22 protein-coding genes, 1 pseudogene and 1 riboswitch are annotated in these 24,640 nt (G+C 39.4%); of the genes and pseudogenes, 10 read left to right on the forward strand and 13 right to left on the reverse strand.

The window, feature by feature from the left end:
• The first annotated feature begins 1 nt into the window (after position 1).
• The gene (locus CKW02_RS19505) at positions 2-766 is read left to right on the forward strand and encodes an ABC transporter ATP-binding protein (protein ID WP_003214644.1); all 765 of its coding nucleotides are present in this window, start codon (positions 2-4) and stop codon (positions 764-766) included.
• A 642-nt stretch (positions 767-1,408) separates the two neighbouring features.
• Positions 1,409-2,587: a Rap family tetratricopeptide repeat protein gene (locus CKW02_RS19515; RefSeq protein WP_003214680.1), complete on the forward strand. Its 1,179-nt coding sequence runs from the start codon at positions 1,409-1,411 to the stop codon at positions 2,585-2,587.
• A gap of 100 nt (positions 2,588-2,687) precedes the next feature.
• On the opposite strand, the gene CKW02_RS19520 is transcribed toward CKW02_RS19515, so the two are convergent.
• The 4 genes from CKW02_RS19520 to CKW02_RS19535 form a co-directional block, all read right to left on the reverse strand.
• On the reverse strand, positions 2,688-3,536 hold the full coding sequence (locus CKW02_RS19520; RefSeq protein WP_003215356.1) for a PRD domain-containing protein: 849 nt from the start codon (positions 3,534-3,536) through the stop codon (positions 2,688-2,690).
• A gap of 30 nt (positions 3,537-3,566) precedes the next feature.
• On the reverse strand, positions 3,567-5,033 hold the full coding sequence (locus tag CKW02_RS19525) for a glycoside hydrolase family 1 protein (protein ID WP_003215316.1): 1,467 nt from the start codon (positions 5,031-5,033) through the stop codon (positions 3,567-3,569).
• 4 nt (positions 5,034-5,037) lie between these two features.
• Positions 5,038-6,897, reverse strand: a complete 1,860-nt coding sequence (locus CKW02_RS19530; RefSeq protein ID WP_003214882.1) for a beta-glucoside-specific PTS transporter subunit IIABC — start codon at positions 6,895-6,897, stop codon at positions 5,038-5,040.
• A gap of 348 nt (positions 6,898-7,245) precedes the next feature.
• A complete protein-coding gene (locus CKW02_RS19535; protein WP_003214658.1) occupies positions 7,246-8,148 on the reverse strand; it encodes a hypothetical protein in 903 nt (300 codons plus the stop codon).
• 197 nt (positions 8,149-8,345) lie between these two features.
• Between CKW02_RS19535 and CKW02_RS19540 the strand changes: the two genes are divergently transcribed.
• Positions 8,346-8,897 carry a PadR family transcriptional regulator gene (locus CKW02_RS19540; RefSeq protein WP_003215371.1) on the forward strand — a complete coding sequence of 184 codons (552 nt, stop codon included), beginning with the start codon at positions 8,346-8,348 and terminating at the stop codon, positions 8,895-8,897.
• A 4-nt stretch (positions 8,898-8,901) separates the two neighbouring features.
• Entirely contained in the window at positions 8,902-9,384 is a 483-nt protein-coding gene (locus tag CKW02_RS19545; protein ID WP_003215117.1) for a DUF4188 domain-containing protein, read from the forward strand.
• 11 nt (positions 9,385-9,395) lie between these two features.
• On the opposite strand, the gene CKW02_RS19550 is transcribed toward CKW02_RS19545, so the two are convergent.
• Positions 9,396-10,019, reverse strand: a complete 624-nt coding sequence (locus CKW02_RS19550; protein ID WP_003214959.1) for an NUDIX hydrolase — start codon at positions 10,017-10,019, stop codon at positions 9,396-9,398.
• Between the two features lie 171 nt (positions 10,020-10,190).
• Here CKW02_RS19550 and CKW02_RS19555 point away from each other — a divergent pair, with 171 nt between their 5' ends.
• Entirely contained in the window at positions 10,191-10,397 is a 207-nt protein-coding gene (locus CKW02_RS19555; protein WP_003215336.1) for a helix-turn-helix transcriptional regulator, read from the forward strand.
• Positions 10,394-11,074 (forward strand): DUF3169 family protein, encoded by a 681-nt coding sequence (locus CKW02_RS19560; protein WP_003215128.1) that lies wholly within the window; start codon positions 10,394-10,396, stop codon positions 11,072-11,074. Before CKW02_RS19555 ends, CKW02_RS19560 begins: the two co-directional genes overlap by 4 nt.
• 46 nt (positions 11,075-11,120) lie before the next feature.
• Here the strand turns inward: CKW02_RS19560 and CKW02_RS19565 are convergent, their stop codons facing one another.
• Positions 11,121-12,467, reverse strand: coding sequence for an amino acid permease (locus CKW02_RS19565; protein ID WP_003214712.1), 1,347 nt, complete (start codon positions 12,465-12,467; stop codon positions 11,121-11,123).
• A gap of 162 nt (positions 12,468-12,629) precedes the next feature.
• Positions 12,630-12,709: riboswitch (glycine riboswitch) on the reverse strand.
• Positions 12,710-12,973: 264 nt separating this feature from the next.
• Between CKW02_RS19565 and CKW02_RS19570 the strand changes: the two genes are divergently transcribed.
• The 3 genes from CKW02_RS19570 to CKW02_RS19580 all read left to right on the forward strand — a co-directional run bounded on the left by CKW02_RS19570 (position 12,974) and on the right by CKW02_RS19580 (position 16,536).
• Complete coding sequence (locus CKW02_RS19570) at positions 12,974-13,993, forward strand: LacI family DNA-binding transcriptional regulator (protein WP_003214978.1); 1,020 nt, start codon at positions 12,974-12,976, stop codon at positions 13,991-13,993.
• 440 nt (positions 13,994-14,433) lie between these two features.
• Positions 14,434-15,615: an MFS transporter gene (locus tag CKW02_RS19575; RefSeq protein WP_003215105.1), complete on the forward strand. Its 1,182-nt coding sequence runs from the start codon at positions 14,434-14,436 to the stop codon at positions 15,613-15,615.
• 18 nt (positions 15,616-15,633) lie between these two features.
• Positions 15,634-16,536: a shikimate 5-dehydrogenase gene (locus tag CKW02_RS19580; protein ID WP_003215382.1), complete on the forward strand. Its 903-nt coding sequence runs from the start codon at positions 15,634-15,636 to the stop codon at positions 16,534-16,536.
• A 242-nt stretch (positions 16,537-16,778) separates the two neighbouring features.
• Here CKW02_RS19580 and CKW02_RS19585 read toward each other — a convergent pair whose 3' ends face one another.
• From CKW02_RS19585 to CKW02_RS19615, 6 genes and pseudogenes are all read right to left on the reverse strand, one after another.
• Positions 16,779-17,972, reverse strand: a complete 1,194-nt coding sequence (locus CKW02_RS19585) for an MFS transporter (protein WP_003214696.1) — start codon at positions 17,970-17,972, stop codon at positions 16,779-16,781.
• Positions 17,973-18,300: 328 nt separating this feature from the next.
• A complete protein-coding gene (locus CKW02_RS19590) occupies positions 18,301-18,777 on the reverse strand; it encodes a YxiF family protein (RefSeq protein WP_003215211.1) in 477 nt (158 codons plus the stop codon).
• A gap of 138 nt (positions 18,778-18,915) precedes the next feature.
• A pseudogene (locus tag CKW02_RS19595) lies at positions 18,916-19,246 on the reverse strand (tRNA-Val4).
• A 51-nt stretch (positions 19,247-19,297) separates the two neighbouring features.
• Positions 19,298-19,624: a hypothetical protein gene (locus CKW02_RS19600; protein ID WP_003215251.1), complete on the reverse strand. Its 327-nt coding sequence runs from the start codon at positions 19,622-19,624 to the stop codon at positions 19,298-19,300.
• Between the two features lie 19 nt (positions 19,625-19,643).
• Positions 19,644-21,326 carry a T7SS effector LXG polymorphic toxin gene (locus CKW02_RS19610; RefSeq protein ID WP_003214740.1) on the reverse strand — a complete coding sequence of 561 codons (1,683 nt, stop codon included), beginning with the start codon at positions 21,324-21,326 and terminating at the stop codon, positions 19,644-19,646.
• Between the two features lie 204 nt (positions 21,327-21,530).
• Entirely contained in the window at positions 21,531-22,766 is a 1,236-nt protein-coding gene (locus CKW02_RS19615) for a TerD family protein (RefSeq protein WP_003214909.1), read from the reverse strand.
• Positions 22,767-22,907: 141 nt separating this feature from the next.
• Here CKW02_RS19615 and CKW02_RS20540 point away from each other — a divergent pair, with 141 nt between their 5' ends.
• Positions 22,908-23,069, forward strand: a complete 162-nt coding sequence (locus tag CKW02_RS20540; RefSeq protein WP_095117969.1) for a hypothetical protein — start codon at positions 22,908-22,910, stop codon at positions 23,067-23,069.
• 53 nt (positions 23,070-23,122) lie between these two features.
• On the opposite strand, the gene bglA is transcribed toward CKW02_RS20540, so the two are convergent.
• Positions 23,123-24,562 (reverse strand): 6-phospho-beta-glucosidase BglA, encoded by a 1,440-nt coding sequence (gene bglA, locus CKW02_RS19625; RefSeq protein ID WP_095117925.1) that lies wholly within the window; start codon positions 24,560-24,562, stop codon positions 23,123-23,125.
• Between the last annotated feature and the right edge of the window lie 78 nt (positions 24,563-24,640).

Here is a 24,640-nt window from a genome sequence, read left to right on the forward strand (position 1 = left end):
CATGGAACACTTGATTGAAACAAAGCGATTGTCTTTGCAAATTGATTCTTTAAAAGGACAGAAACAAATCATTCTTAAAGATATCCATTTATCGATAAATCCTGGGGAATTTGTGACCATTATGGGACCTTCCGGATGCGGGAAAACCTCCTTGCTTTATCAGCTTAGCGGGATAGAATCAGCCTCAACAGGAGAGATCAAATATAAAGGCAGTTTATTATCAGAAATGACAGATAAACAGTTAACTGCTCTGCGTTTAACAGATATGGGATTTGTCTTTCAACACAGCCACTTACTAAAAAATCTAAATCTATTTGATAACATCATTGCTGCAGCTTACTTAACAAAGAAAAAGCCAAGAAAAGAAGTGAATGAGCGAGCTAGATATTTAATGGAGAAACTTGATATTGATCATTTAGCAGATAGATATTTGTCAGAAGTATCAGGAGGTCAGCTTCAAAGAGCCTCTATCTGTCGAGCACTTATGAATGAACCAGACATTCTTTTCGCTGATGAACCAACAGGTGCTCTTAACTCCCATGCAACGAAGGAAGTGATGAATATATTTTCGAAAATCCATTCTGAAGGAGCGACACTACTGCTTGTCACACATGACCCAAAGGTTGCTCTTCGTTCTGAAAGAATCATGTTTATGAATGACGGAGAAATAACGGCTAGCTTACATTTAGGGAGATATGATGATGAGTCAACTGCCGAGAAACGGGAGACCAGATTAAATCAATGGCTTCAAGATTTAGGGTTTTAAGTTTGGAATAAAACAGGCAGCCTTTCTGCCTGTTTTACTTTTCCTGGCACTCAAATGAATAATCCATAGACAAACTATTAGTCTCTAGTATGACTTTGCCGCCTACTTGTTGACAAGATTCTGTCAGCAATTCGATTTCTTTGCTATAAAAGTATCTCTTTGACATATACAGAGTCACTAAAACAAGTAACAGCGTCGCCATAATCACTGTGATTTGCCAATTTGAGATTTTAAATCTTTTTTTCATATCAACATCCTTTCCAACAGACTAATTTTTGTCTGCTTCTATCCGTGTCTATTCCAAATTTGATCTAGCATCATCATAACTGATTTTCTTTAATAGATCGACCTTCCAACTTACCCACCGATTAACTAAAATCTCTTTATTTGTAATATACCAGTGATATTTTTGATCATAATCATAAAACCCATTGTATATATTCCTTTTTTAGACGATTAAAAAAAGATTTTAATCATTTGTATAAACATTCAATCACCATTACAATTTCGTACATCACATGACCATAGGTCCTTTTTATTACCTCTTGGCAATCACCTCACAGAAATGATTATATTCTTCCAAAAATTGTGATATCGTTTTTTAGTGAAACAGGTGAAAGGATCTTAAAGAGGTGAAATTTCATGGCTATCATTTCTGCTGAACAGGTGGGGAACCGTTTAAATGATTGGCGAATTGCGATTCGCAAACATGATGTACAAAGTGCTAACGCAATGTACACAGAATTAAAGCAATTGCTTCAAGAAATGGAAGAGAATCAGGAGGTATTGACTTATTATTCATTGCTAGAAGGCAAGTATAAACTCATGATATATGAACGAAGAGGTAAAAAACTGAATGAACAGACAGAGCTAGATTGCCCCTCTAAAACAAACGACTTAATTGAATACTATTTTTACCTATACAAAGCCCTTTACGCTTCATATAACAGAGACTATGCATCAGCCATTGGACTGTTTAAAATTGCCGAGAAAAAACTGCAAAACATTCCGGATGAAATAGAAGTAGCTGAATTCCATACGAAAATCGCAAACTTATATATGCTACTTCGTCAAAGCCTAATTTCTCTTCACTATATTCAGAATGCTATAGATATTTTCAAAAGTCATGAAGGATATGAAAGAAGATTAGCGACAGCCATTGTCATCGCCGCTGCTAATTATATGGATATTGGCGACTTCACAAGAGCAGAAAACTACTACAAAAAAGCATTACACATCGCTGACAATCTAAATGATCATTTTCTAACTTCACAGCTTTTTCATAATATCAGTATTCTGTATGCCGAAGCTGGAGAATCGAAAAAATGTATCGATGCCCTAGAAAAGGCTCTAAGTGATGAAAACTACCTCTCATCGTGCTATTTCCATCACACCATGTTTATGTTAGTCAAAGAGCTGCTCTCTATTGATGAAAGAACACAAGCTCTCTATTACTTCGAATTGGTCAACCAAAAACACGAATCAGATAAATGCCCCATCTATACAGCAAAAATGAATTTGCTTTACCATCTATATTTTACTGAGGATATGTCTCAAAAAGCTCAAGCCTGTTTCGAGGAAATTAGCATTCTAAAAGAATTAAAGGATGCTGAAGGTGCCTGTGAATTAAGTGCACTAGCTGCAAAACACTTTGAAGATTTAGGTGCCATTCATCAAGCCTATCTCTTTTTGAAGGAAGCCTATCACATGAACCATCCTATATTTGAATGGAGGAATTCTAATGAAAAAAATGAGTTTATTGATCCTTGCTTTAACCATCGTTGTTTTCGGACAAACAGTGTCTTTCAATTCGTTAAATGAGACGAATCCTGGCACAACAGAACGACCTATCGGAACTTAATATAAAAATTGATCACAGCAAAGAACCACTTGCCTGATCACAAGGCAAGTGGTTCCACCATTATTTTAATTGCTGATAAGATATGAGGCGGTGTATATGTACCGCAAGATAAGTAAGCTCATCATTAGGAATGACGATACTATGCACCTGTTTAATATAATCTTTGATTTTAAAAGCAACATCCATCGCCTGAGGATACAAGTGTGCAATTTGTTCAAACAACTCATTTTCTTGATCCGACAGTAATTTATTTGCATAAAACCTCTCTACAAAGAATTTCACATGTGTAATGAACCGACTGTAATGAATATTATCTTGGTCCATTTTCATATTCAATGTATAGCGCACAAGATTGACAATGCTCCCGATCATTTTGGCATATTTCATGCTATCTTTTGAATCGGATTCTTCACCTAATGCATTGATTAGGTGAAAGGCGATATTGGCAGCTTCTTCTTTTGGTAATTGTATGCCCAATGTATCATTTACTAACTCAAGAGCGTACTTCCCTACTTCAAATTCTTCAGTATAGTAATTTTTGATTTCCCAGTACACGCGATTCGTAATATTAATATTCTTTTTATGTCGTTCAACAGCAAAATTCAAATGATCCATTAAGGTAAAATAAACGCCTGAATTTAGATTTGAATTTAACCGTTTTTCTGCATATTGGACGATGCGCTGAGTTAAATCGATAAACTCTTGAGGCATAGAATCTAACAATTGAAGAAATTCTTTTGCTCTCATGTTATCGACTGACATAAAGACTTGGTCCGCTTTTTTCTCTTCTATCATTTGACCCGGTTTTTGTCCATAGCCAATCCCACGGCCAAACAAAACCATCTCCTGTTGGTTCTGATCTTCAGCCAGGACCACACTCGAGTTTAAAACTTTTTTGATTTTAAACATCGTCATCACCTGTTTTCATGATTGTGGTGTTCAATCGAGCGCTTCACCATTTGTCTCAATGACTTTTTGGTACCAATAAAATGAGTCTTTTCGAGATCGTTTTAATGTTCCGTTCCCATCATCATCTTGATCTACGTGAATAAAGCCATAGCGTTTTGACATTTGTGATGTACCTGCACTAATAATATCAATGGAGCCCCAACTCGTATATCCAAAGAGATCGACGCCCTCTTCAATCGCTTCTCTCATCTGACGGAAATGCTCTTTAAAATAGTTAATTCGATAGTCGTCATGGATAGAGCCATCACTTTCAACTTTATCCTTTGCACCCATTCCATTTTCGACAATGATAAGAGGTTTTTGATAGCGATCATACAGTTCGATTAAAGAAATTTTCAGACCAACCGGATCAATTTGCCAGCCCCAGTCAGTTGAAGGCAGATAAGGGTTTTTGACTCCACGAATCGTATTTCCTTCTGTCTGTTCTAACCCTTCTTGAGCTGATTCAGTTAAAGACATATAGTAGCTAAATGAGATGAAATCGACTGTGTTTTCTTTTAGAATATTGAGATCATCTGCTTCCATATGAATATGAATATTTTTTCTCTCAAGCATCCGTGTAATCAGTGGCGGATATTCGCCAAACACCTGAACATCTGCATAGAAATAGTTTTCTAAGTTTTGTTTTAAGGCTTGTTCCACATCATTCGGGTGACACGTATGCGGATACGTTGTCAATTTTGTCAGCATACATCCAACCTGGCTGCCTGGGATAATACGATGGCAATCAGCTGTTACAAGAGCAGATGCAACAAATTGATGATGGAGCGCTTGATACACGGTCTCTTCTACTTTACCTTCTGGGCAACGATCAGGAATAATTCCTGCTGTAATAAATGAGTGGCGGTGAATACTATCAATTTCATTAAAGGTGAGCCAATATTTCACATCATGTTGATAACGTTCGAAACAAACATTGGCGAACTTCACAAAGAGATCGACCACTTTTCTTTCCACCCAGCCGTTATATTTCACACTAAGGGCTAAAGGCATTTCATAATGAGAGAGTGTCACAATCGGTTCTATATTGAGTTTTTTCATTTCGGCAAATACACGATCATAGAATTGCAGCCCTTTTTCATTTGGTTCAGCTTCTTCTCCAGTAGGGAAGATCCGACTCCACGCAATAGAAATGCGAAGTGTTTTAAAGCCCATTTCAGCAAATAGAGCCAAATCCTCTTTATAGTGGTGATAGAAATCAACCCCTCTGCGTTTAGGGTACTTTTTATCATCTGGGTCTTTTATTGCACGTTCTATATTTTCAGAAGTCACAGCAAGATGTCCTTCATAATCTTCTACACTTAAATTGGAACGATACATTGCAATATCTGCAACTGATGGTCCCTTTCCATCTATATTCCAGGCGCCTTCTGCCTGGTTGGCGGCAATTGCGCCGCCCCATAAAAACCCTTTTGGAAAACCTTTAATTGTTGTCATATGTTTAGCCTCCTAATTGTGTGACAACCATCAATGTATCTTGACGATTGACCTCTTGTAATGGCTGTACCTTTATTTCATATTGATCTGTATTTGTGATGACAGCAAGTGTAACTGGATCATAACCTGCAGCTATGATTTTTTCTACATCAAATTCAATCAGTAAATCTCCTGCTTGAACACGTTCTCCTGCCTGCACTTTTGGATGAAAATACTGTCCTTGCAGTTGAACGGTATCAATGCCAATGTGGAATAGTACTTCAACCCCTTGGTCCGTTTTCATACCAAGTGCATGATTTGTTTCGAACAGCATGGTCACCTCACCATCTACTGGTGCGTAAAGCGCTCCTTCTGAAGGGACAATGGCAATTCCGTCTCCCATGACCTTTGAAGAGAAAATATCATCTTTTACTTCAGATAGAGAGATCATTTGACCTATCACAGGACTTTTGAATGTTTCACCTGCTCCAATTTGTTCAGCAAATGCCGCTTGATCATTTGTCTTTTCTTCTACTGTTTTATCCTTACCTAATACAAAAGCAGCGATAAAGGCGACAATAAACGAAATGACTGCTCCAATGACAGCAAACATTAGATTTCGTGGGAGCTCATCTGATATAAACATCGACATACTTGCTAATCCAGGGCCAACAAGTACAAAGGCTTGTATACCAACTAATCCAATGAAGATCCCGCCAACAAACGAACCAATCATGACACTTCCAAGGACTCGCTTATTTTGAAGTGTCACACCATACAAAGCAGGCTCTGTGATACCAAAAAATGCTGAAATCCCTGCCGAAATGGCTGTTGATCTGAGTACCTTGTCTTTTGTGCGTAGTGCTACAGCGAAACACGCTCCACTTTCCGCAATATTATGCGCAAGTGATGCTGGCAAATAAAGTGCTTCTTTCCCAAGGGTACCCATCGTTGTGACTGCATAAGGGACCATCGCTTTGTGCATACCTGATGCGACCATGAATGGAAGGACTGCTGCTAAAATCGCGACAGCTACCCATCCTACTGTATTAAACATTGCAAGAATGATGGATGAAAAACCTTGTCCTGCTGTAAAACCAATCGGTCCTAATAGAAGTAATGTAACTGGTACAGTAATGACTAATGACATCATTGGAACAAAGAAAATCCGAATTGGTTTTGGTGAAAATCGTGTAAAGAATTTTTCCATTTGAGCGTACAGCAATACAGAAAGGATTGCTGGGAACACTTGATACGCATAAGCTATATTTTTCACGTCGAATGACAGCAATTGCGCACCTTCAGTAAGCATAGCCGTCATGTTCGGAAGAAGAAGCGCACCGACTGCTGATAATGCGACCAATGGGTTTACCTTTAGTTTATTCGCCGTCGTTACAGCGACTAGTAAAGGCAGGAAGTAAAGTGGTGCGTCCCCTACCATGTTCAATATTTGATAGGTTTGACCCTTTGCATCCATCCAGCCTAATAGAGAGAAAAGGAGAAGAAATGATTTTAAAATCCCTCCGCCTGCGATAGCTGGAACAAGCGGTTGGAAGACACCTACAATGAAATCTAACAGAACTGTGCCTATTTTTCTTTTTTCTTTTGGCTGATTGGATGGCACGTCTTGTCCAGGCGAGCTGCCGCCCATTAATTTTGTTACCTTTTGATACACTTCAATGACGTCATTCCCAATGACCACTTGGCATTGTCCTGACATTCTGACAGCTATGACACCTGGTGTTTTTTCTAGTGCTGGTACATCTGCTTTTTTCTGATCAATTAGTGTGAAGCGAAGTCTTGTTGAACAGTGCTCAAGGTGCGCAATGTTTTCTTTGCCACCTACATGCTGTAAAACGTCTTTGGCAACCTGTGTGTAATCCATTTTTTCTCCCCCTTTTCTCATACATGAGACCTATATTTTAGCAACAAAAAAAGGACCTAAAACGACAAATTAAAGAAATTCATCGTTTTTAGATCCTGCCTGCATGACCAGTCACATGTCTAATTTATCAATATTGGATTTGATTTTAGTATATATCGATTATATGAAAGCGTCAACATTTATTTTTCTAAAAATTATTAAGGTCCATATACCCAAATTTCTTTTCTTTAATTACTTGAAGCAGCCTTTCTCTTTTTTTATACACCTATTTCCTTTTATCATTAATAAGAACTATTTCCACCATAAAAAAACCAGATAAGTTGACTCACTCATCTGGTTTAACACAGTCTATTTTTTCTTTTCTTCCGCCTGCTTTTTAAATGCTTCAGATTGTTTTTGATATTCCTGTTTCGTGACTGGTTTAAATTCTACAGTGCCGCCTGCTATTTTCAGAGGAAGTTTTATTGATTTTGCACCTCGATTCGTCGAACCTACGATAATACCCGTTTTGTGCTCTTCGATTTGAGGATAGGTACTGATATCAAACATGATTCCATCAGAAACACCACCGGCTTTATGTTTCGTCTCTTTATAAGGTTCACTACCATCCCCTGGAACTGTTCTCATCAGAAAAGACCCTGACCATTCTGACTCAATATGCATGTGCTTTACTTGTAGAAATAGTTGGTATGAATCATCCTCCGCAGTATACAGATAACCGTAAGCGCCTGTTACTTTCTTGATGTAGTCTCTTAAATAATCATAAAATCTATTTTCTGAGTCATCTATTAGTTCATCATATCGATCTTGAATGACTTTTTGATACGCCTTTAGCTTTTTTTGATCAACCGCTTTGTATGTGGTGCTTTTGTTTTCACCTTGTTTTTTCACAGAAAGATCTTTTCCAGCAATATGAACTTCGTATATAGCCGTATCTTTTCCTTGCTTCACTTGAAATTCGTAACCGTTTTCAATTACTTTTCCAGTTAATTGATATTTATTTTTAAATAGATTAGGATCATAATGCATTTCCGGATTTTCTTCCAGAATGGTTTCATTCAGATGACCTGTTACTTTCCCTTTTCTCTCCGTTACCTTAAACCAATTCACACGATCTTTTGTTTTATACGCAAAGGCGTAGGAGTGATTCAGTGCACTCTTTTTTGCGGTTGCTTGATATGCTATCCAGCCAACTGCACCAATGACTAGTACCGTCAGGACAGCCATGATCCAAATTTTTGATTTGCTCATTTGTCCCCCTCCGCTATCATTATTTTTTTCTCCATCGTCATGTCAATTTATATGAGTGATTCATCTTCCCAATTCACAAAATCTGTTGTCTCTTCACCTCCTTTATAAAATATATTTTTTAAAACCTGCTTGTATTTTCCACTGAATATCAATTATTATATATCTAAATGATATATCTTTTAGATAGGTGTGCTGATATGAAAAAATACAATGATACGACGTATGCGATTTTAGGTATTTTAACGACAGATTGTAAGTCTGGGTATGAAGTGAAGCAATTAATTGATAAGAGCTTGCATCATTTTTGGAAAATTAGTTATGGACAAATTTATCCAGCTTTAAAGTTAATAGTCGTGGAAGGTCTTGCTGAGGTTTCACCCGCTTCTACGTCTGGCCGCTCCGACAAGCGGGAATATCATCTGACTGAAAAAGGGCTGGAGACGTTAAGAGAGTGGCTGGCAAAGCCTCTCGATCAGTTACCAACGGAACGAAATGAAGTGTTATTAAAGTTATTCTTCGGTCAATATCTTTCGATTGAGAAAAAGCTGGTACTGCTACAGGATTATGAAAGGCAGCTTCGTATCCGTTATGAGACCTATGTTTCGATTGAAGAAAACATTCAAGAGCTTTATCCAGATGAAGCAGATGCGAAGTATTGGCTGTTTACTTTAGATTACGGAAAAAGAGTGGCTCAAGCAGGAATTGATTGGTGCGTGGAAACATCCCATTTGATGAAGAAGGAAGGGTAAATGAATGAAAAAAGACATACGTGCTGGCAGATTTACAACAGAGAATTCTGACTCGATTGTTGTGTTTATTATCGGCATGCGGATCAACAAACGCTGGGCGGTTCATCAATGGATGCCTGTGTTCATGGCGATGCCTGGCATGATCAAAGAGCTGTATACCCATCAAGATGAGCTTGGTTTCCTCGGGACAGAGAATTACTTTGGCTTACGTACGACAGCGATGATCCAATATTGGAAATCAACAGATGACCTTCTGGCTTATGCGAAGATGGAAAAACATTTGGCGGCTTGGAAGAACTTCCATCAGAGGGCTCAGAACAATGACGCAGTGGGTATTTATCATGAAACCTATCAAATTCAAGCCGGCTCGTATGAATCTGTCTATGTGAATATGCCTTCCTATGGACTGAGCCAAGCGAGAGCGCCTATTCCAATTGGTAAAGGAAAACAAACAGCGAAAGAACGGCTGAAAACAACAAATTCCTAGAGAGCGAATCTCTAGGAATTTCTTTTTGCAACGGTCACAAAATGCTTTAATATGCGGGCTGTTAATCCCCAAATGGTGTAGTTTTCATAATCATAAAACCATTCCTCTATCGAACGGCTTCCCCAGCGGTACTTCTCACCATTCATGATTTTTTCATAAGGGAAATCCTCAGCAGGAGTTGGCTGAACGGATACATGATGTAGGTACGGCTCATATTGACTTAGCCATGATAGAGGCACAGTAAAGGTCTCTTCTACTTCTTCTTGATTGAAGGAGTGTTTCACTTTTTGTTCATCAATGATCCCGACATATGGGTAGACCACGAAGGATGGAGACGCAATGTAAGGACTAAGCTGTCCAAGAATCTCCACCGATTCTGGCGGAATGCCCAGCTCTTCATGTGTTTCTCGCAATGCAGCTTCCTGTGCTGTTTCGCTGCCGTCGAGTTTGCCACCTGGGAAGCTAATATCTCCCGGCTGTTTTCTCATGATGAGCGATCGCACCTCAAATAAAATATGCCATTCTCCGTTTACTTGCACCAAAGGGACAAGGACTGCAGCTTTGAACGCTGTTTCTTCTCCAATAAATAACGGTTGAGATTGATGTAAGTCATTTTTTAATTGGTCAATGAACACGGGCATCACCTATTTTCTGTTTCTCTTTCTTTTAGCGTATCATGGTTCACCTTTTGAAGAAAGATGATCTTATCTGACAATTATTTTTATCAAATTGACAACTTTACTTGTCAATTTGAATAACATGTTTTACAATCAAAGAAAGATTCAGATCAAAATTGAGGTGACAGAATGAAAAATCGGCTAAAAGAGCTTCGTGCACGTGATGGTTTGAACCAAACTGAGCTTGCCAAGCGTGCAAAGGTTTCTCGTCAGACCATCAGCTTAATGGAACGCGATGAATTAATGCCGTCTCTCTTGCTCGCTGTTAAGCTTTCACGAATTTTTCAGGAACCCATTGAACGTATTTTTCTATTCGAGGAGGATGAACTATCATGAAAACTGTATACAAACTGCTCTCAGGTGCTCTCCTTGGCTTTCTCGGCGCTTACTGTCTGCTGGCTGCCGAATTTGAAATGACACTTCTTGATATTGCATTCGAAGCGACACTTGTCATCAGTGGATTGACGATTGTATTGATTGTTTATTGTTTTTCAGGGATTTCACGTATGAAGAAAAGAGTATCTCTTTCGGTATCTGGAGATGAAGAGGATGAACTCGAAGCAAAACAGTATCGCACCTTTACTGATTCGACTTTATCCAATACGGTGAGTACCATTTTGTCCATAATTGCCACCGGTATGGCTATCGTTACCGAACAGCCTATTTGGCTGATTCTCGTCAATGTTGCTTTATTTATCGTCACCATTATCAGTTCTTATGTAGCGATATCCGTTCTACAACTTGTCTACCCTAATCGCAATCTCCCAAGCCCGTCTGACAAAGATTATAGTAAAAAGCTGCTCGCTATTTCTGACGAAGGTGAAAAGCATGTGATGCTTGGCGGACTGTTTCACACGTATCAAATGATGAACATCTTATTGACCAGTGCCATGTTTATTCTGATTGTGTATTCCCTTGGAGCCAATCACTCTCAACTCTTCTCAATCATCGTGATTGGACTTGTTTTAATCATTTTGAATGCAAATTATATGTTCAGGATTAGAAATCGTTAAATGAACAAAAGCACAGCCCAATGCAAAGGCTGTGCTTTTCCGTCCATTATGATGCACGGCGTTTCTTTCGTGCATAAATCAATAATAAGAAACCAAACCAAACCGGTGTTAACAAGAGCGCCGGGCGTGTTGCATCCGCAAACAGCATGATCACAAGAATGGCAGCAAAAAGGACAAGAACACAAATGTTTACAAATGGTGTGAACGGTGCTTTAAAGGTAGATGCTGCATGCAGTTCAGGCTTTGTTTTTTTATATTTCAAATGGCAAATTAAAATAATACTCCATACCCAAATGAAACAAATGGCACTGATGGTTGTGACAATACCAAAGGCTTGCTCTGGAATCAGCTTGCTTAAAAGAGCACCGACCGATACCACAATTGTTGAAACGAATAGTGCATTACTTGGAACAGCGTGCTTATTCAGACGTCCAAAGGAAGATGGGCCCTGTTTTTGATGACTGAGATTATACAAAATTCGGCTCGTCGAGAACATACCGCTATTACAAGCCGAAGCCGCAGACGTCAAGACAACAAAATTAATGAGTCCCGCTGCTACTGGAATTCCAATCAGCCCAAAGGTTTTTACAAAAGGACTTTCTGATGCACTGAGCTCAGTCCATGGGTTGATACATAGTAAAACAAAGATCGCTCCCACATAGAAAAATAGAATTCTTAATGGAATTTTATTAATCGCAGACGGGATGTTTTTTTGTGGATTGGCTGTTTCTGCTGCGGACACACCGACCAGTTCCACTCCCACATACGCAAAGATGACCATTTGGAATGACAGTAAGAAGCCTGTGACACCATGCGGGAATAGTCCGCCGTGTGACCAAAGATTCGTTACCGTCACCGGTCCTGCATCTGTTTGAAAACCAATGATTAAAAGGACAATTCCAACGCCGATCAATAATAGAATCGTAATCACTTTAATAAGTGCAAACCAGAATTCCATTTCTCCGAAAAGCTTCACCGTTAATAAATTAAACCCTAGTAAAATCAACAAACAAATGATGGCAGGAATCCATTGCGGGATATCAAACCAATACTGCACATACACTCCGACAGCAATAACATCCGCCATCGCGGTCATAATCCAGCAAAACCAATACGTCCACCCTGTCACAAAGGATGCCCACGGACCAAGGTAGTCCTCTGCAATATCGGTTAATGACTGATAGCCTGTCTTCGATAAGAGCAGTTCACCAAGTGCCCTCATGACAAAAAAGATCGCCATCCCGACAATTAAATAAGCAAAAATGATCGATGGACCTGCCAATTGAATGGCCTTTCCAGAGCCTAAAAATAGCCCAGTTCCAATGGTTCCGCCAATTGCAATCAACTGAACATGGCGGTTTGATAAATCTCGTTTCAATTCTTGTTGTTCCAATGCTAACGCCCTCCTACGACACGATCTTATACTGAAATAATGAACTCTCAAAAAGTCCATAAAAAAAGAGATTGGATGCGCTCCAATCTCTCGGTCATAAAAGAATAGCAAAATAGCGAAAAGCAATACACGGCGTCATCCATGCACTACAAATACAATATTTCGTACTCTTCTGTCCTTTTGCCTGAGATTGTGAACCCTTCGGCGCCGCACATTCATGCGGTCTCTCCAGAAGCTGCTCCTGCCATAGTGTGACCCACAGCATTCATAGCCTTCGTTATTTAATTAAAATGTTGCTATTTCTGAATAATTTCATATTTTACGCCTCTAAAAGAAAGCTGTCAATGGAAATCTTTTATGATTGACGGTGGTAGCCATATAACTTCACTTCATCAATCCCTCTTGATTCATGTATAATAAATCAAAAGATGTTCGGCTCGTTTGCTGGAGAAATCCCTCTTGATCAAGAACAAAGTTAGGAAATCCATGGAAGTTGGTGAAAACAAATGAAAAAAATGAACAAACAGCGTGTCACATTACAGGAAGTCGCCAAGCATGCCGGTGTTTCGACTTCAACGGCATCACTTGTTGTTCGAAATAATCCTAGAATCTCTGAAGCCACTCGAAAAAAAGTACTGCAATCCATGGAGGACTTAGGATACGTATACGACCGCGTTGCTGCCAACATGCGGTCAAAAAGCTCAAATATCGTTGGTGTGATTGTCACGGATATTTCTAACACCTTTATTTCTGAGTTTTTAATTGGCGTGCAAACCACGCTTGAATCACTAGGCTATACTGTTTTACTTGGTACGACCTTTGACAGTGTCGATAAACAGGAGCGGCTCATTTCCACAATGGTAGAGCACCGAGTGGGCGGGATTATTTTAAACCCAGCTTCAAAAAGCTCTGCACGAACGGTCAAACAATTAAATCAAATTCGCACCCCAAAAGTACTGGCAAATCGTGAATTATCAGATGTGCAATGTGACTATGTCGGCGTTGATTATGAACAAGGTGCTTGGATGGCGATTCGTCATCTTCTTCAAAAGGGACATCGGCGTATCGCCTTCTTAGGCGGCATCAAGACCTCATCGACTTGGATTGAGCGGATGAAAGGTTTCAAAAAAGCCCATGACGAAGAAAATCTGATGATTGATGATTCTCTTATTATTGACATAGAACCTACTCGTGAAGGCGGGAAAGAAGCGCTTGCCCAAGTGATTGATCAGCCTGAGCCTCCTACTGCTATTTTTTGTTTTAGTGATCTAGTCGCATTTGGGGTCATTCAAGAACTATCAGCTCGTGACATTAAGCCTGGTGAAGATATCGATGTGGTTGGATTCGATAATGTTCCTGAAGCGGAGATGTACCATCCGCCGCTCACCACTGTTTCCTCCTTCCCCCGATCCATCGGGGTAAAAGCAGCGAACCTTTTATATCATAAAATGAACGAACAGGATGAAGAGCTGCAGAGATTGATATTAAAGCCTCAACTTCATATTAGAGAAACCGCTCCCTCATGATGAAAAAGAGAATTGCATGCAGCAATTCTCTTTTTTTATTGATCAAGTCAACTATTTCTTTGTTTCATTTTTATTTTTTTAAATCACAAAGTCATAAACTTGACACATTTAAAACACAGGAGTATATTTATCTCGTTGCTTCTTTTAGTATATCGTTATACCTATTTCAGAGTATCGTTTTTTTAATCAACATCAGTTAAAAGTGGAATTTTCTGATTCTGATCAAATTATGAAGATTTACTTTCTTATCAATTCTATTTTTATTTTTAGGTTTTAGTAGAACGATGTACTTAATTGAAAAACAGATGAATATTCATTATTTTTTTCATCAATTACACAAGGGGTGTTGTGATGGGCATCATATTATTTACTTTTAAGGAAATAACAAAGGGTATACAAGAATTTGACCCTAAAGGGGTTTCAAATATAGGAGTGGGAACATGAAAAATCCTTATATTAAATCGTCTGTTGGCATGTATTTAAACTACTTCATGCTCGGCATGATCAATATTATTGTAGCTTCCAACATGGACAGCTTATCTGAACGCTACCATGTGGATATTCCGAAAATCAGCTTGCTTGTATCGGCGATCGGAATTGGTAAACTGGTTGCTCTCTTTTTCTCAGGCCGGTTAGCCGACCGCTGGGGACGTAAGCCTGTCATTATTACAGGAAACTTTCTTTACTTATTATTCTTAATCGGTATTCCAACGACAACGAGTTATACACTAGCATTTATCTTTGCGATTTCTGCTGGGATTGCAAACTCGTTACTTGATTCGGGAACATATCCTGCTTTGACAGAATCGTTTCCTAAAAAGGCAAGTTCAGCTTCTGTTTTAGTGAAGGCGTCCGTTTCAATTGGAGCGACTGTTCTTCCATTTATCCTGGCATTCCTTATTGCACATGACATCTTCTGGGGCTGGGCGTTCTTTGGACTAGGGCTTCTTTATTTGCTTGTTGGGATTTACTTAATCTTTATGCCGTTCCCGAACCATAAGCAAGTCTCTTCACAAGGTGACCTTCCAGTACAGGAACAAATGAAGGAAGAACCTAAAATGCTTGGTGAAGGCTTAGCTGTTGTACTCATGGGGTTCACGTCAACTGCATTGTTTGTCGTATGGCAGACATGGCTTCCGCAGCTCGGGTTAAAATTAATCGGACTTGGCACAGAACAAGCCACACAGCTTCTATCTTATTTTAGTATCGGTGCACTGGTGTCTGTTCTCTTGCTGTCGATCGTCTTAGATAAATTCATTTCACCTATTATGGTGGCAATTATTTATCCAATTGGAGCATTCCTTGCGATGCTTTCATTATTTCAAATCGAAACATACAGCATTGTGATTGTCAGCACCTTTTTCTTAGGGCTATTTACAGCGGGAATCTTCCAGCTGGCGATGAGTATCATGATGAAACTATTCCCGACAAACAAAGCAACGGCTTCATCCTACGTCAACATTGCGGCAAGCTCCGCGTTTATTCTCGTGCCGCTCATTACAAGTGGGTTGGTCAGCACGTACGATATTAAAATGACGTTATTTTTCGATATGATCATTGCGGTTATGAGCGTATTGCTAGCGGTCTTTGTTCTTGGACGCATGAAAAAATTATTTAGATAATTAAAGGAGATGTCAATCATGACAAACATACATGAACGAAATATTGATGGGAAAACAAAATTAGTCGGTCTTCTTGCTACACCAATCGGGCACAGCCTTTCACCACGGATGCATAACCTTGGCTATACACTAACAGGGATCAACTATGCTTACCTCGCATTTGAAGTAGGGAATGATGAACTAGAAGCAGCCGTATACGGTATGAAAGCAATGGGGGCTGCTGGATTTAACGTCTCTATGCCGAACAAAATGAAAGTATTAGATTACTTAGATGAACTAGACGATTCTGCAAGATACACACGTGCAAGCAACACCGTTGTGAACAAGGATGGCAAGCTGATTGGCTACAACACAGATGGTCTTGGCTACGTGAGAAACTTGATTGAGCATGGCGTTGAATTAGCTGGACAAAAGGTCACACTCGTTGGCTCAGGCGGTGCCGCTACTCCGATTGCGATTCAGCTTGCACAATCTGGTATTCGTGAAATTAGTATTTTTGCTCGTAATGATCAATATTTTGTTCAAGCTGAAGAAAATGTGACGTACATCAACGAAGAAATGAAATCATTTGGTGTCAAAGCGAACATTTTCCCACTTGAAGACAAAGACGCGTTCCGCCGTGAAGTAGCAGAAAGTGCAATCTTAGCAAATGGGACAAGCCTTGGCATGAAACCACTAGATCAGCTCAGCATCATCGATGATACGCTTGATGTTCTGCGTGAAGATTTAATCGTGACAGATGTCGTATACAATCCGCAAAAAACAAAGCTCCTTGCTCAAGCACAGGAAGCTGGCGCAAAAACCATTAACGGTCTTGGCATGATGCTATGGCAAGGTGCACTTGCTTACAAACTCTTTACTGGTGAAGATATGCCAGTTGATCAAGTGAAACAGATTCTTTTTGAAAACGACCGTTTCTAATACAAAAGAAAGACGACTTCCTAAGCGGAGGTCGTCTTACATTATTGACAAAGGGCTAAAATGATCTTCATTTTAGCCCTTTGTCTTCTTTTCAGCGTGATAGAAAACCTTTGCAGTCTAGGAAGGGCGAGCACAGGAGCGGAGCGAATTTGACATTCGTGAGCACAGGAGCACAGCCCTGACAAAGAATGCGAGGGTTTGTCTACACGCTGAGACGACTTCCGGCGGAGGTCGTCTTTTTTTTAATCATGTACCATGATTTGGCGGTATCGATACAGGATATACAGTGCGCCGATAATGGCCGCAACAGCCACCACTGCATCGAACATAAAGATTTGTAAAATGGACAAGTGACTCTGAATTAAACCTGTTACGACCGGAATGACGATAGCCGACACACCGCCCGCTGTGGAGATAATTCCTGTCATCGTCCCTTTGTTTTTCCAGAAGAATTCAGCCATCACAGTTAACGTCAGCTGAAAAACTCCTGCTGTTGAAAATCCCAATACAAAAGCATTGACGGTTCCGATGACTGGGGATTTCACGACCAAGAGCACACAAATAGAAACAAGTGTAATGATTGGATAGATCAGCAGCACAGTGACCGGACGGACAAAACGGCGCAACAGAAATGCGAGCATCACGACAGACAGCAGCCCGCCCATGCTATAGTAACTAAGCAGTTTCACAGCACTGCCCGATGTCATCCCCAATATGGCCTCACCGTAAGTAGGAAGCCAAATTTGCGGCAACGCATATAGCCCATTTGACGTAAAGCTGATCACAATGAGTGCGATCCCTTCTCTCCAAAATGTAGGCTCTGTCGAGAAGCGCGGAAGTCCGTCATGCTCCGTTACCTGGACTTGCTCCACCTTGCGATGATTCGGAAATGGCAAGGTCCACAGCATCAAGACATTCACAAGATAGATCAGAGCAGGAACAAAAAATGCTATTCCATAAAACAAATCATGCTCTGCTAAAAAGAAAATCGCCAATGGCAAGATGGTTGCCCCAATTGATATAAAGGCCTTCACCATCACATTCGCAGATCCCGAGTTTTGCGGAAAAGCCTCCATTAATGCAGGATACGTCCCTGCATCCATCGCTGAATTCGCGACCCCTGCCAAAATCGCAAACGCAAACGCGATTTGGTAATTTGGAGACAACGGAATTCCGATGAGGAACACCGCCATCAGCACACCCGAAACCAAAATGACCGGCTTTCGCCCAAAACGATCTGACAGCACGCCCGATAAACCATACGTAAGCACCCTGCCAATGCCAAGCGCCGAAATCATATAACTAATTCCTGCACTATTGGTATCTAACTGTTTGATTAAAAATGGCATATTGGAAGCCAATATAATATTGACCATCCCTAATAAAAAATAATTGATATAAAGACTAGAAGCCGTTCTCACATACGGATTCCTCATCCTGACACACCCCTCAACACCATCGCAATGAAGTGATAAATAATGGTTACGCTTATAAGATCTCATATGTGAGGAAGAACAGCTTTGCAGCCTTCACGTTCATACATCTCATCATGTCATGCAGCTCACCGCTTACATGCCCTTCATGTATCAAGCATTTCTTCAATTTTTCACTGCTCTTATTTTATATGAATGTGAAAGGTAATGATAGTGAATTGCTTAAATTTGAGAGAAAATCATCGATCAAGCGTATGACTCCATCGTTAGAAAAAAAGAGTGGCTAATTCCACTCCCTAAATGATGTGTCAACTCTATTCATCGTTAATTATTATAACCCCCAAATACTTAGCTCATAATAATATTCCGTTCGCTCTATGCATAAACCAAAACGAAAATCCTCTGCGACTAAAAGAAAATCACCATATCCAGTTGAAAATTTCGTTTGCTCAAGAAGCTGATTTAAATGACTAAACACTTCATCCACATTCACTAAAAGGGCTTCAATTTCACGATCTCGAAAAAATAGTAATCTGCCTTGTGTAGGTGTTATTTTTACCTTTTTAACCATTTCCTTTAACATTTGTTCAGAATTCTCAATATGCTCTCGGTAGTGGTTTCCATGTATTTGAACTTTCTCTTCTCTTGATTGAAGGAAAGTAAAAACCTTTTGACAAAACAATTGATTTTCTTCGATATCTAAAAATGCGTTTTCTGGAAGTGTCATATAGCTTAATTCGTTCATTAAGTGCTTTCTTCTGCTTTTTCTTTTTAAGGTTTCGATTTTTGAGTTTCTGTTGTTATTCATAGATATCACCATTTTAGGGTTACCTTACTTTTTGTATTCAAACATCTTAAGATCTCTAATTAAACAAAAGCACTTGTAGCCTAAAGGACTAATCAAGTGCCTGAATCATTATTCTAATCGTCAATATGATATTTAACCTTAGGATATTTCTGGTATTTTCTCTTTCCAAATTAACAACAGCCTTATGAATTCTTTTGTTTCAATTTTATTTTCATGAGGTTCTTCAATTCTATAATGATGTTCAACGATTGTCTCTTCTCTTTTGATACTTGCACTGGTAGCATTCAATGTAATTTCAAAGTTTTCATAAACTCCATCTATAACATTTTGAATATATTCTATATACTCATCCACTTCTTCTGTTGAAATATCTTGGATAAAATCTGAGAAAATACTTATTTCTTCTGGGAGTATTATTGCTAAGTCAGTCACCAAATTGATCTTCCTTAAATTCATATGAAGGGTTTATAGTGACTAATTTATACAGTCCAACTTGTCATCTGTCTCAAAGCCACAAAAATTAATCTTCATTTATTTGCTCATCCACTTCTTCTAGATACCTTTCTGTATCTAAATAAGATTCAATAAGATTATCTAAAAATTCAACACTAACCTCTCGACTATCTTCATAAATATGCATTTTAGCTCCAGCTTTTTCTAGTAAACTTATAATGTTTTTCATCTCTTTCAATTCATCAATATCTAATAAATTATAAGATAAAATAAAATCATTTTTATTTATTGCTTCTTTTATTTCAGAAATACTTTTATCTGTATGTTTTCTTAGAATCGAGATATATTTGATTTGATCATCATCTTTCTCTATTCGCATTTTCATTTTAGGCATTTAGTTTCTCCTCCATAGATTAGAAATCGTCAATAGGTTTAATTCTTTCTCCAGGTAGACTATTCTTCCAATTACCTCCATGCCAACCATTAAAATGTTCATTTGGTGTAGCTGGATATATAATTTCGCCTTTGTTCGCTAAATGTGGATATTGTGATGCACTGTAAGAATGGTGACCTTGCACAGTTTTTCCATCTACTTTAGGCTTCTTACCATTTAGAATATCATTTAATTGCTGCTTATCCCAGTTTCTGGTTGGATCCTCTTTATTCAAAATCCTTTGACGTTCCTGATACCAAAACTCATTCACACCAGTGTTTCTATGTTTGGCAAACTTTTTATTCCATTTATAATTTTCATATTCTAATTTCGTAATCGTCCTATTCTCAAATTTGTCTTTCAGCTCTTTCATCTTCTTAGTGCTTAACTGCTTTCTTTGTATAGGGTGCTTCCTTAAATCTAATCCTTTGGTTCTTTCTGCTATTATTTTCTCAGCAACTTTTTGTTCTCCGATCCTCAGACTACCATTGATGCTCTTTTTACTAAACGGCAAAAGGATTCCAAGAGCCGCGTTCATACTTGCTTCCTGCTGTTCTTTCGAGATCTTATTCCCAAACATGTCTCTACCTGTAATCGCTTCGCTGAAGCCGTTGGTGGCGGTAAGACCATATAAGCCTTTTTGAGATGTTTTTAAGGCGTCAAAGGATTTTTGCGATGTCTTGTAAATGTCGACTGCTCTCACTGCGGCTGATGTGGCTTGAGTTGTTTTATAGACGGCTTTACCACCTTTGAAAATACGACCTGCCCATCCGACGATTGGGATATAACCCGCTGCTGCCATGCCGCCTGCGGCGACGCGCTGTCCTGCGGTGAGCTCTTCACCTGTGATCGGGTCAACACCTGTTGCGGCACGTTTTGCATCGTTCACGCCAGTCAGTTCATTCACGATATTTCCGCCATAATCAAGTGCTTTTTCATACCAAGGACGGTTGGCGAGTGCTTCTTGTTCCTTTGCAATCTCACGGGCCTCTTCTTGTTCTTTTTTGATTTTCAGATATTCAGAAGTTTGCTTCTCAATATCGCTTTTTGCCTTGTAGATTTCACTATTTTGATACGCTTTCTTGTCAAAATTCATAGGCGAAATGGCTTTTCCGTCATTTGTGGCATTCATCATTTCCGTATACAATGCCATTGTAGCTTGCTGCTCCGTTTCTGACAAAGCATATTCATCTTTTACATTTTGATCAAGCTCTCTTAGGTCTTTCACTGTCTTTTTTCGCTCGTCTTCCGCATCTGCAATTTTTTCATCAAAGGTTTGACTATCAAATACTTCTAAAGAAATAAGGTTGTCGATGTCTTGAAAAATCGTTTTAAGCGCCTTTTTTTGATCCTTCACAATGCTTTTGGCATTTTTGATGCCCATATGTACAGCGTTGTCTAAAAAGTGTTCTTCTACGAAGGTTTTGCCGCCAAAACTCGTATCATCAAGTGTCCCAGAAACACCTTCATGAAAGGCTTTTTGCTTATCGATGAAGCTGATAAACATATCTACATTTCCGGCGAGCTCTTTGTAGAAGCTTTTAATGTTATCGGCACCTTTTCCAGTGAAATCATCACCGAGGTTAGCCACGCCTTGAAGTGCCTTTTTTAAATCTACCATTTGTTCACGGAGTTCCTGGTAGTGTTTTGCCCTTGCATCCATGGCACTTGTTAGTGCTTTTGCATCAAGTATCTTGCCCAGAAGAAGTCACTCCCTCCATTATTGATCATAAAGTCTATTTTACCGTGTCCACCAAAACGGAAAAATAGGTTAATTGACATAAAAAACGGAATAGACTCTCTATTTAACGGGCTAAATAAAATAAGCTAGACAAAGCACTTTGCTCTGTCTAGCCATACATCCGTTTTATTTATAATCATTGACAGGTCCTTTATCCATCAATACCTCAATTTCATTAGAAGACTTCATTTTTAATTTAGGTCTCCGCTCAGAGTTTGGTTTGCTGTAAAGCTCAAGTGGGCGGATGATTACACCATCATTTGTATTTTGAAGCATACCTGGCACACAAGAATAAATACGATCATTGTCATTGGCATGTTTGGCATGAATCGTCACAGACGTTCCTTGATGATTATCGATACTCATAGATACTCTATATCTATAAAAGGAACCTGTTCCGTTTGATTGAGCAGAATAAACAACCGGAACGACGGCAAGGATATCGTCATTTAACCGTAGTTTAATAACTTCTGTTTTCATTGATTCATAGTCTCTACCGACATCTCCCATATGCTCAACAGCTCCGTTGTCGTAACTTTTGAGAGCAGGAATTTCTTTCGCACCAAACATAGCCACATCTACTTGCTTTCCTGACTTTGTGTAGACCAATGCATAAATATCATAATCAGTGCCAGACTCCCAAGATACTGTAGCTGTGATCTCAGGCGTTTTCTCGATTATGATCGGTTTATGACCTTTATCTAGACTAATTTTACCTTGAACTTTCTCTAAACTGATAGGTGCAGCGACTTTCTCTTTAGCAGTTGTCTTCGTTTGAGCAGGGTCTTCAATTGGTTGTTTTTCAGGAGCCATTTGAGGTGTAGAAATATCCTGTTCATCAGGTTCAACCTCCACACCATAAAGCTTGCATAGCCCTTCCAGTCCAGAATCGAAGCCACGCCAGATTGAGCGTGCTTTCGTGTCACCATTTCTTATATATAGCTCTACTACGACAATGCCCTTTTCATTTGTAAAGCTTACTGGTGTTAGATAAAGCACCTCGTCACCTGTTCGAATTTCTGCTTGTAAATGCTTCACTTGAGAAAAGCCCGATCCTTGATCCTCTGTTAGTGTAATCGCCATCTTTGTGATTCCAGCAGGCACTTTGCTCATATCAAAATTTAATTGATGTCTTTTCAACTGACCTGATACCTCTGCTGGTAAAAGTGTCGCGACACCCGTGGCACTCTCTGGTTGATTGTAAAAAATAATGCCATGATCTCCTTCAACCTGATCCGAATCTGTTAAAAGAAACGCTGTTAAAGAAATATCAATTTCAGATGACACTTCATAGCTGATGGATACCTGTCCCTTTGGAGAGTTTAGTACGGTATTGGCTCCCATTTGCAGAGTGTGATTCATTACAACAACTCCTATTCTTCATCTACCATTTAACGTTTTTATAGATCAATTATACCAAATCATGTAATGAAACCTATTCATATCTTTATCTCTTTTCAACCTCTGCTGCAATACCTAAAAACAAACCACTCTCGAAACAATGTGTATAAAAGAATCATTCCTGCTATTATGGTGATATTCGGCCTTTGGATCCTTCTTCAAATATCCTTGAACATTAAGATCTTTCACAACTCAATGAACTATTTTATCGCCATAACCCTCTTTTTTCTTTGTATTCAGGCATTAATAAAACTTAAACGATGAAAAACCCGAACAAGCATATACCACGCTCACCCGGGCTTCTATTTTTTCCTTTATTATACTTCTTCACCATTCGTGGCAATGACGTTTTGGTACCAAGTAAACGAATCTTTTTTAAGTCTCTTCATTGAGCCGTTGCCTTCGTTGTCGCGGTCAACATAGATCATGCCGTAGCGTTTTTTCATTTCGCCTGTTGTGAATGACACGATGTCAATGATCCCCCAAGGTGTGTAGCCAATCAGGTCAACACCGTCGTATTCGATGGCTTTTTTCAGTGCTTCGATATGAGAAGCGAGATATTGAATTCGTTCAAGGTCATGAATGGAACCGTCTTCCTCCACTTGATCTATAGCACCAAACCCATTTTCAACGATGAAGAGCGGGATTTGATAACGATCGTAAAAACGATTCAACGTATATCTTAAGCCAGTCGGGTCAATGGACCAGCCCCAGTCACTTGATTTGATATAAGGATTGTCTACACCATGCGGAAGGGCTCCGTTGACAATGTCTCCGTCGTTATCAGACACTGCATCACTTTTAACTGTTGTCGACATGTAGTAGCTAAAGCCAAGATAATCTACTTTGCCTTTTCTTAAGCTTTCTTCATCGCCTTCTTCAAACGGAATATGATAGCCTTCGCGTTCAAATTCTTTCAGTGCATAGCTCGGATAGTAGCCCCGAACTTGTACATCTGGGAAGAAATAGCGTTGTCTCATATATTCTTCAGCAAGCATGACATCCTCTGGATTTGAGGAATACGGATAGATTGGTACGTGAGATACCATTGCACCAATTTGAAAAGCAGGATTGATTTCTTTGCCTTTTGCTACTGCCCATGCACTTGCTAGTAATTCATGATGTCCTGCTTGATACATGATTTCTTTGGCATTTTCGCCTTCTTTGACTGATACCCCTGAGTTTGTCCATAGGAACAGCGGGTTGTTGACATCCATTTTGTTATTGATTTCATTAAATGTCATCCAGTATGTGACTTTGTCCTTGTAACGATTGAAGCACACTTCAGCGAATTTCGCGAAGTATTCAGCGACTTTTCGGCTTCTGAATCCGCCGTATTCTCTTGCCAAATGAAGCGGCATCTCAAAGTGAGACAGTGTAATCACAGGCTCGATGCCATGCTTGAGCAGTTCATCAAATACATCATCATAGAATTGTAAACCTGCTTCATTCGGTTCCGCTTCATCTCCCTTTGGGAAAATTCGGCTCCAGCCGATCGATGTACGCAAGCATTTTAACCCCATTTCGGCAAACATCGCGATATCTTCCTTGTAACGATGGTAGAAATCGATTGCTTCATGATTCGGATAAAATTTGCTGTCTTCTATCGTCTCCGTAATTTGTCTCGGTACTCCGTGAGCACCAGCTGTCATTACATCCACAACACTTGGGCCTTTTCCTGCTTCATTCCATCCACCTTCGAATTGATGTGCAGCTAATGCTCCGCCCCATAGAAAATCTTTTGGTAATGTCATTATATATTCCTCCTATTTCACAATTGTGATCATGTCGTCCGTTGGCTGTATCACCACTAGTATATGTACATTATAATTATA

Source organism: Bacillus pumilus (genome assembly GCF_900186955.1).
In the GTDB taxonomy this organism is placed as follows: domain Bacteria; phylum Bacillota; class Bacilli; order Bacillales; family Bacillaceae; genus Bacillus; species Bacillus pumilus.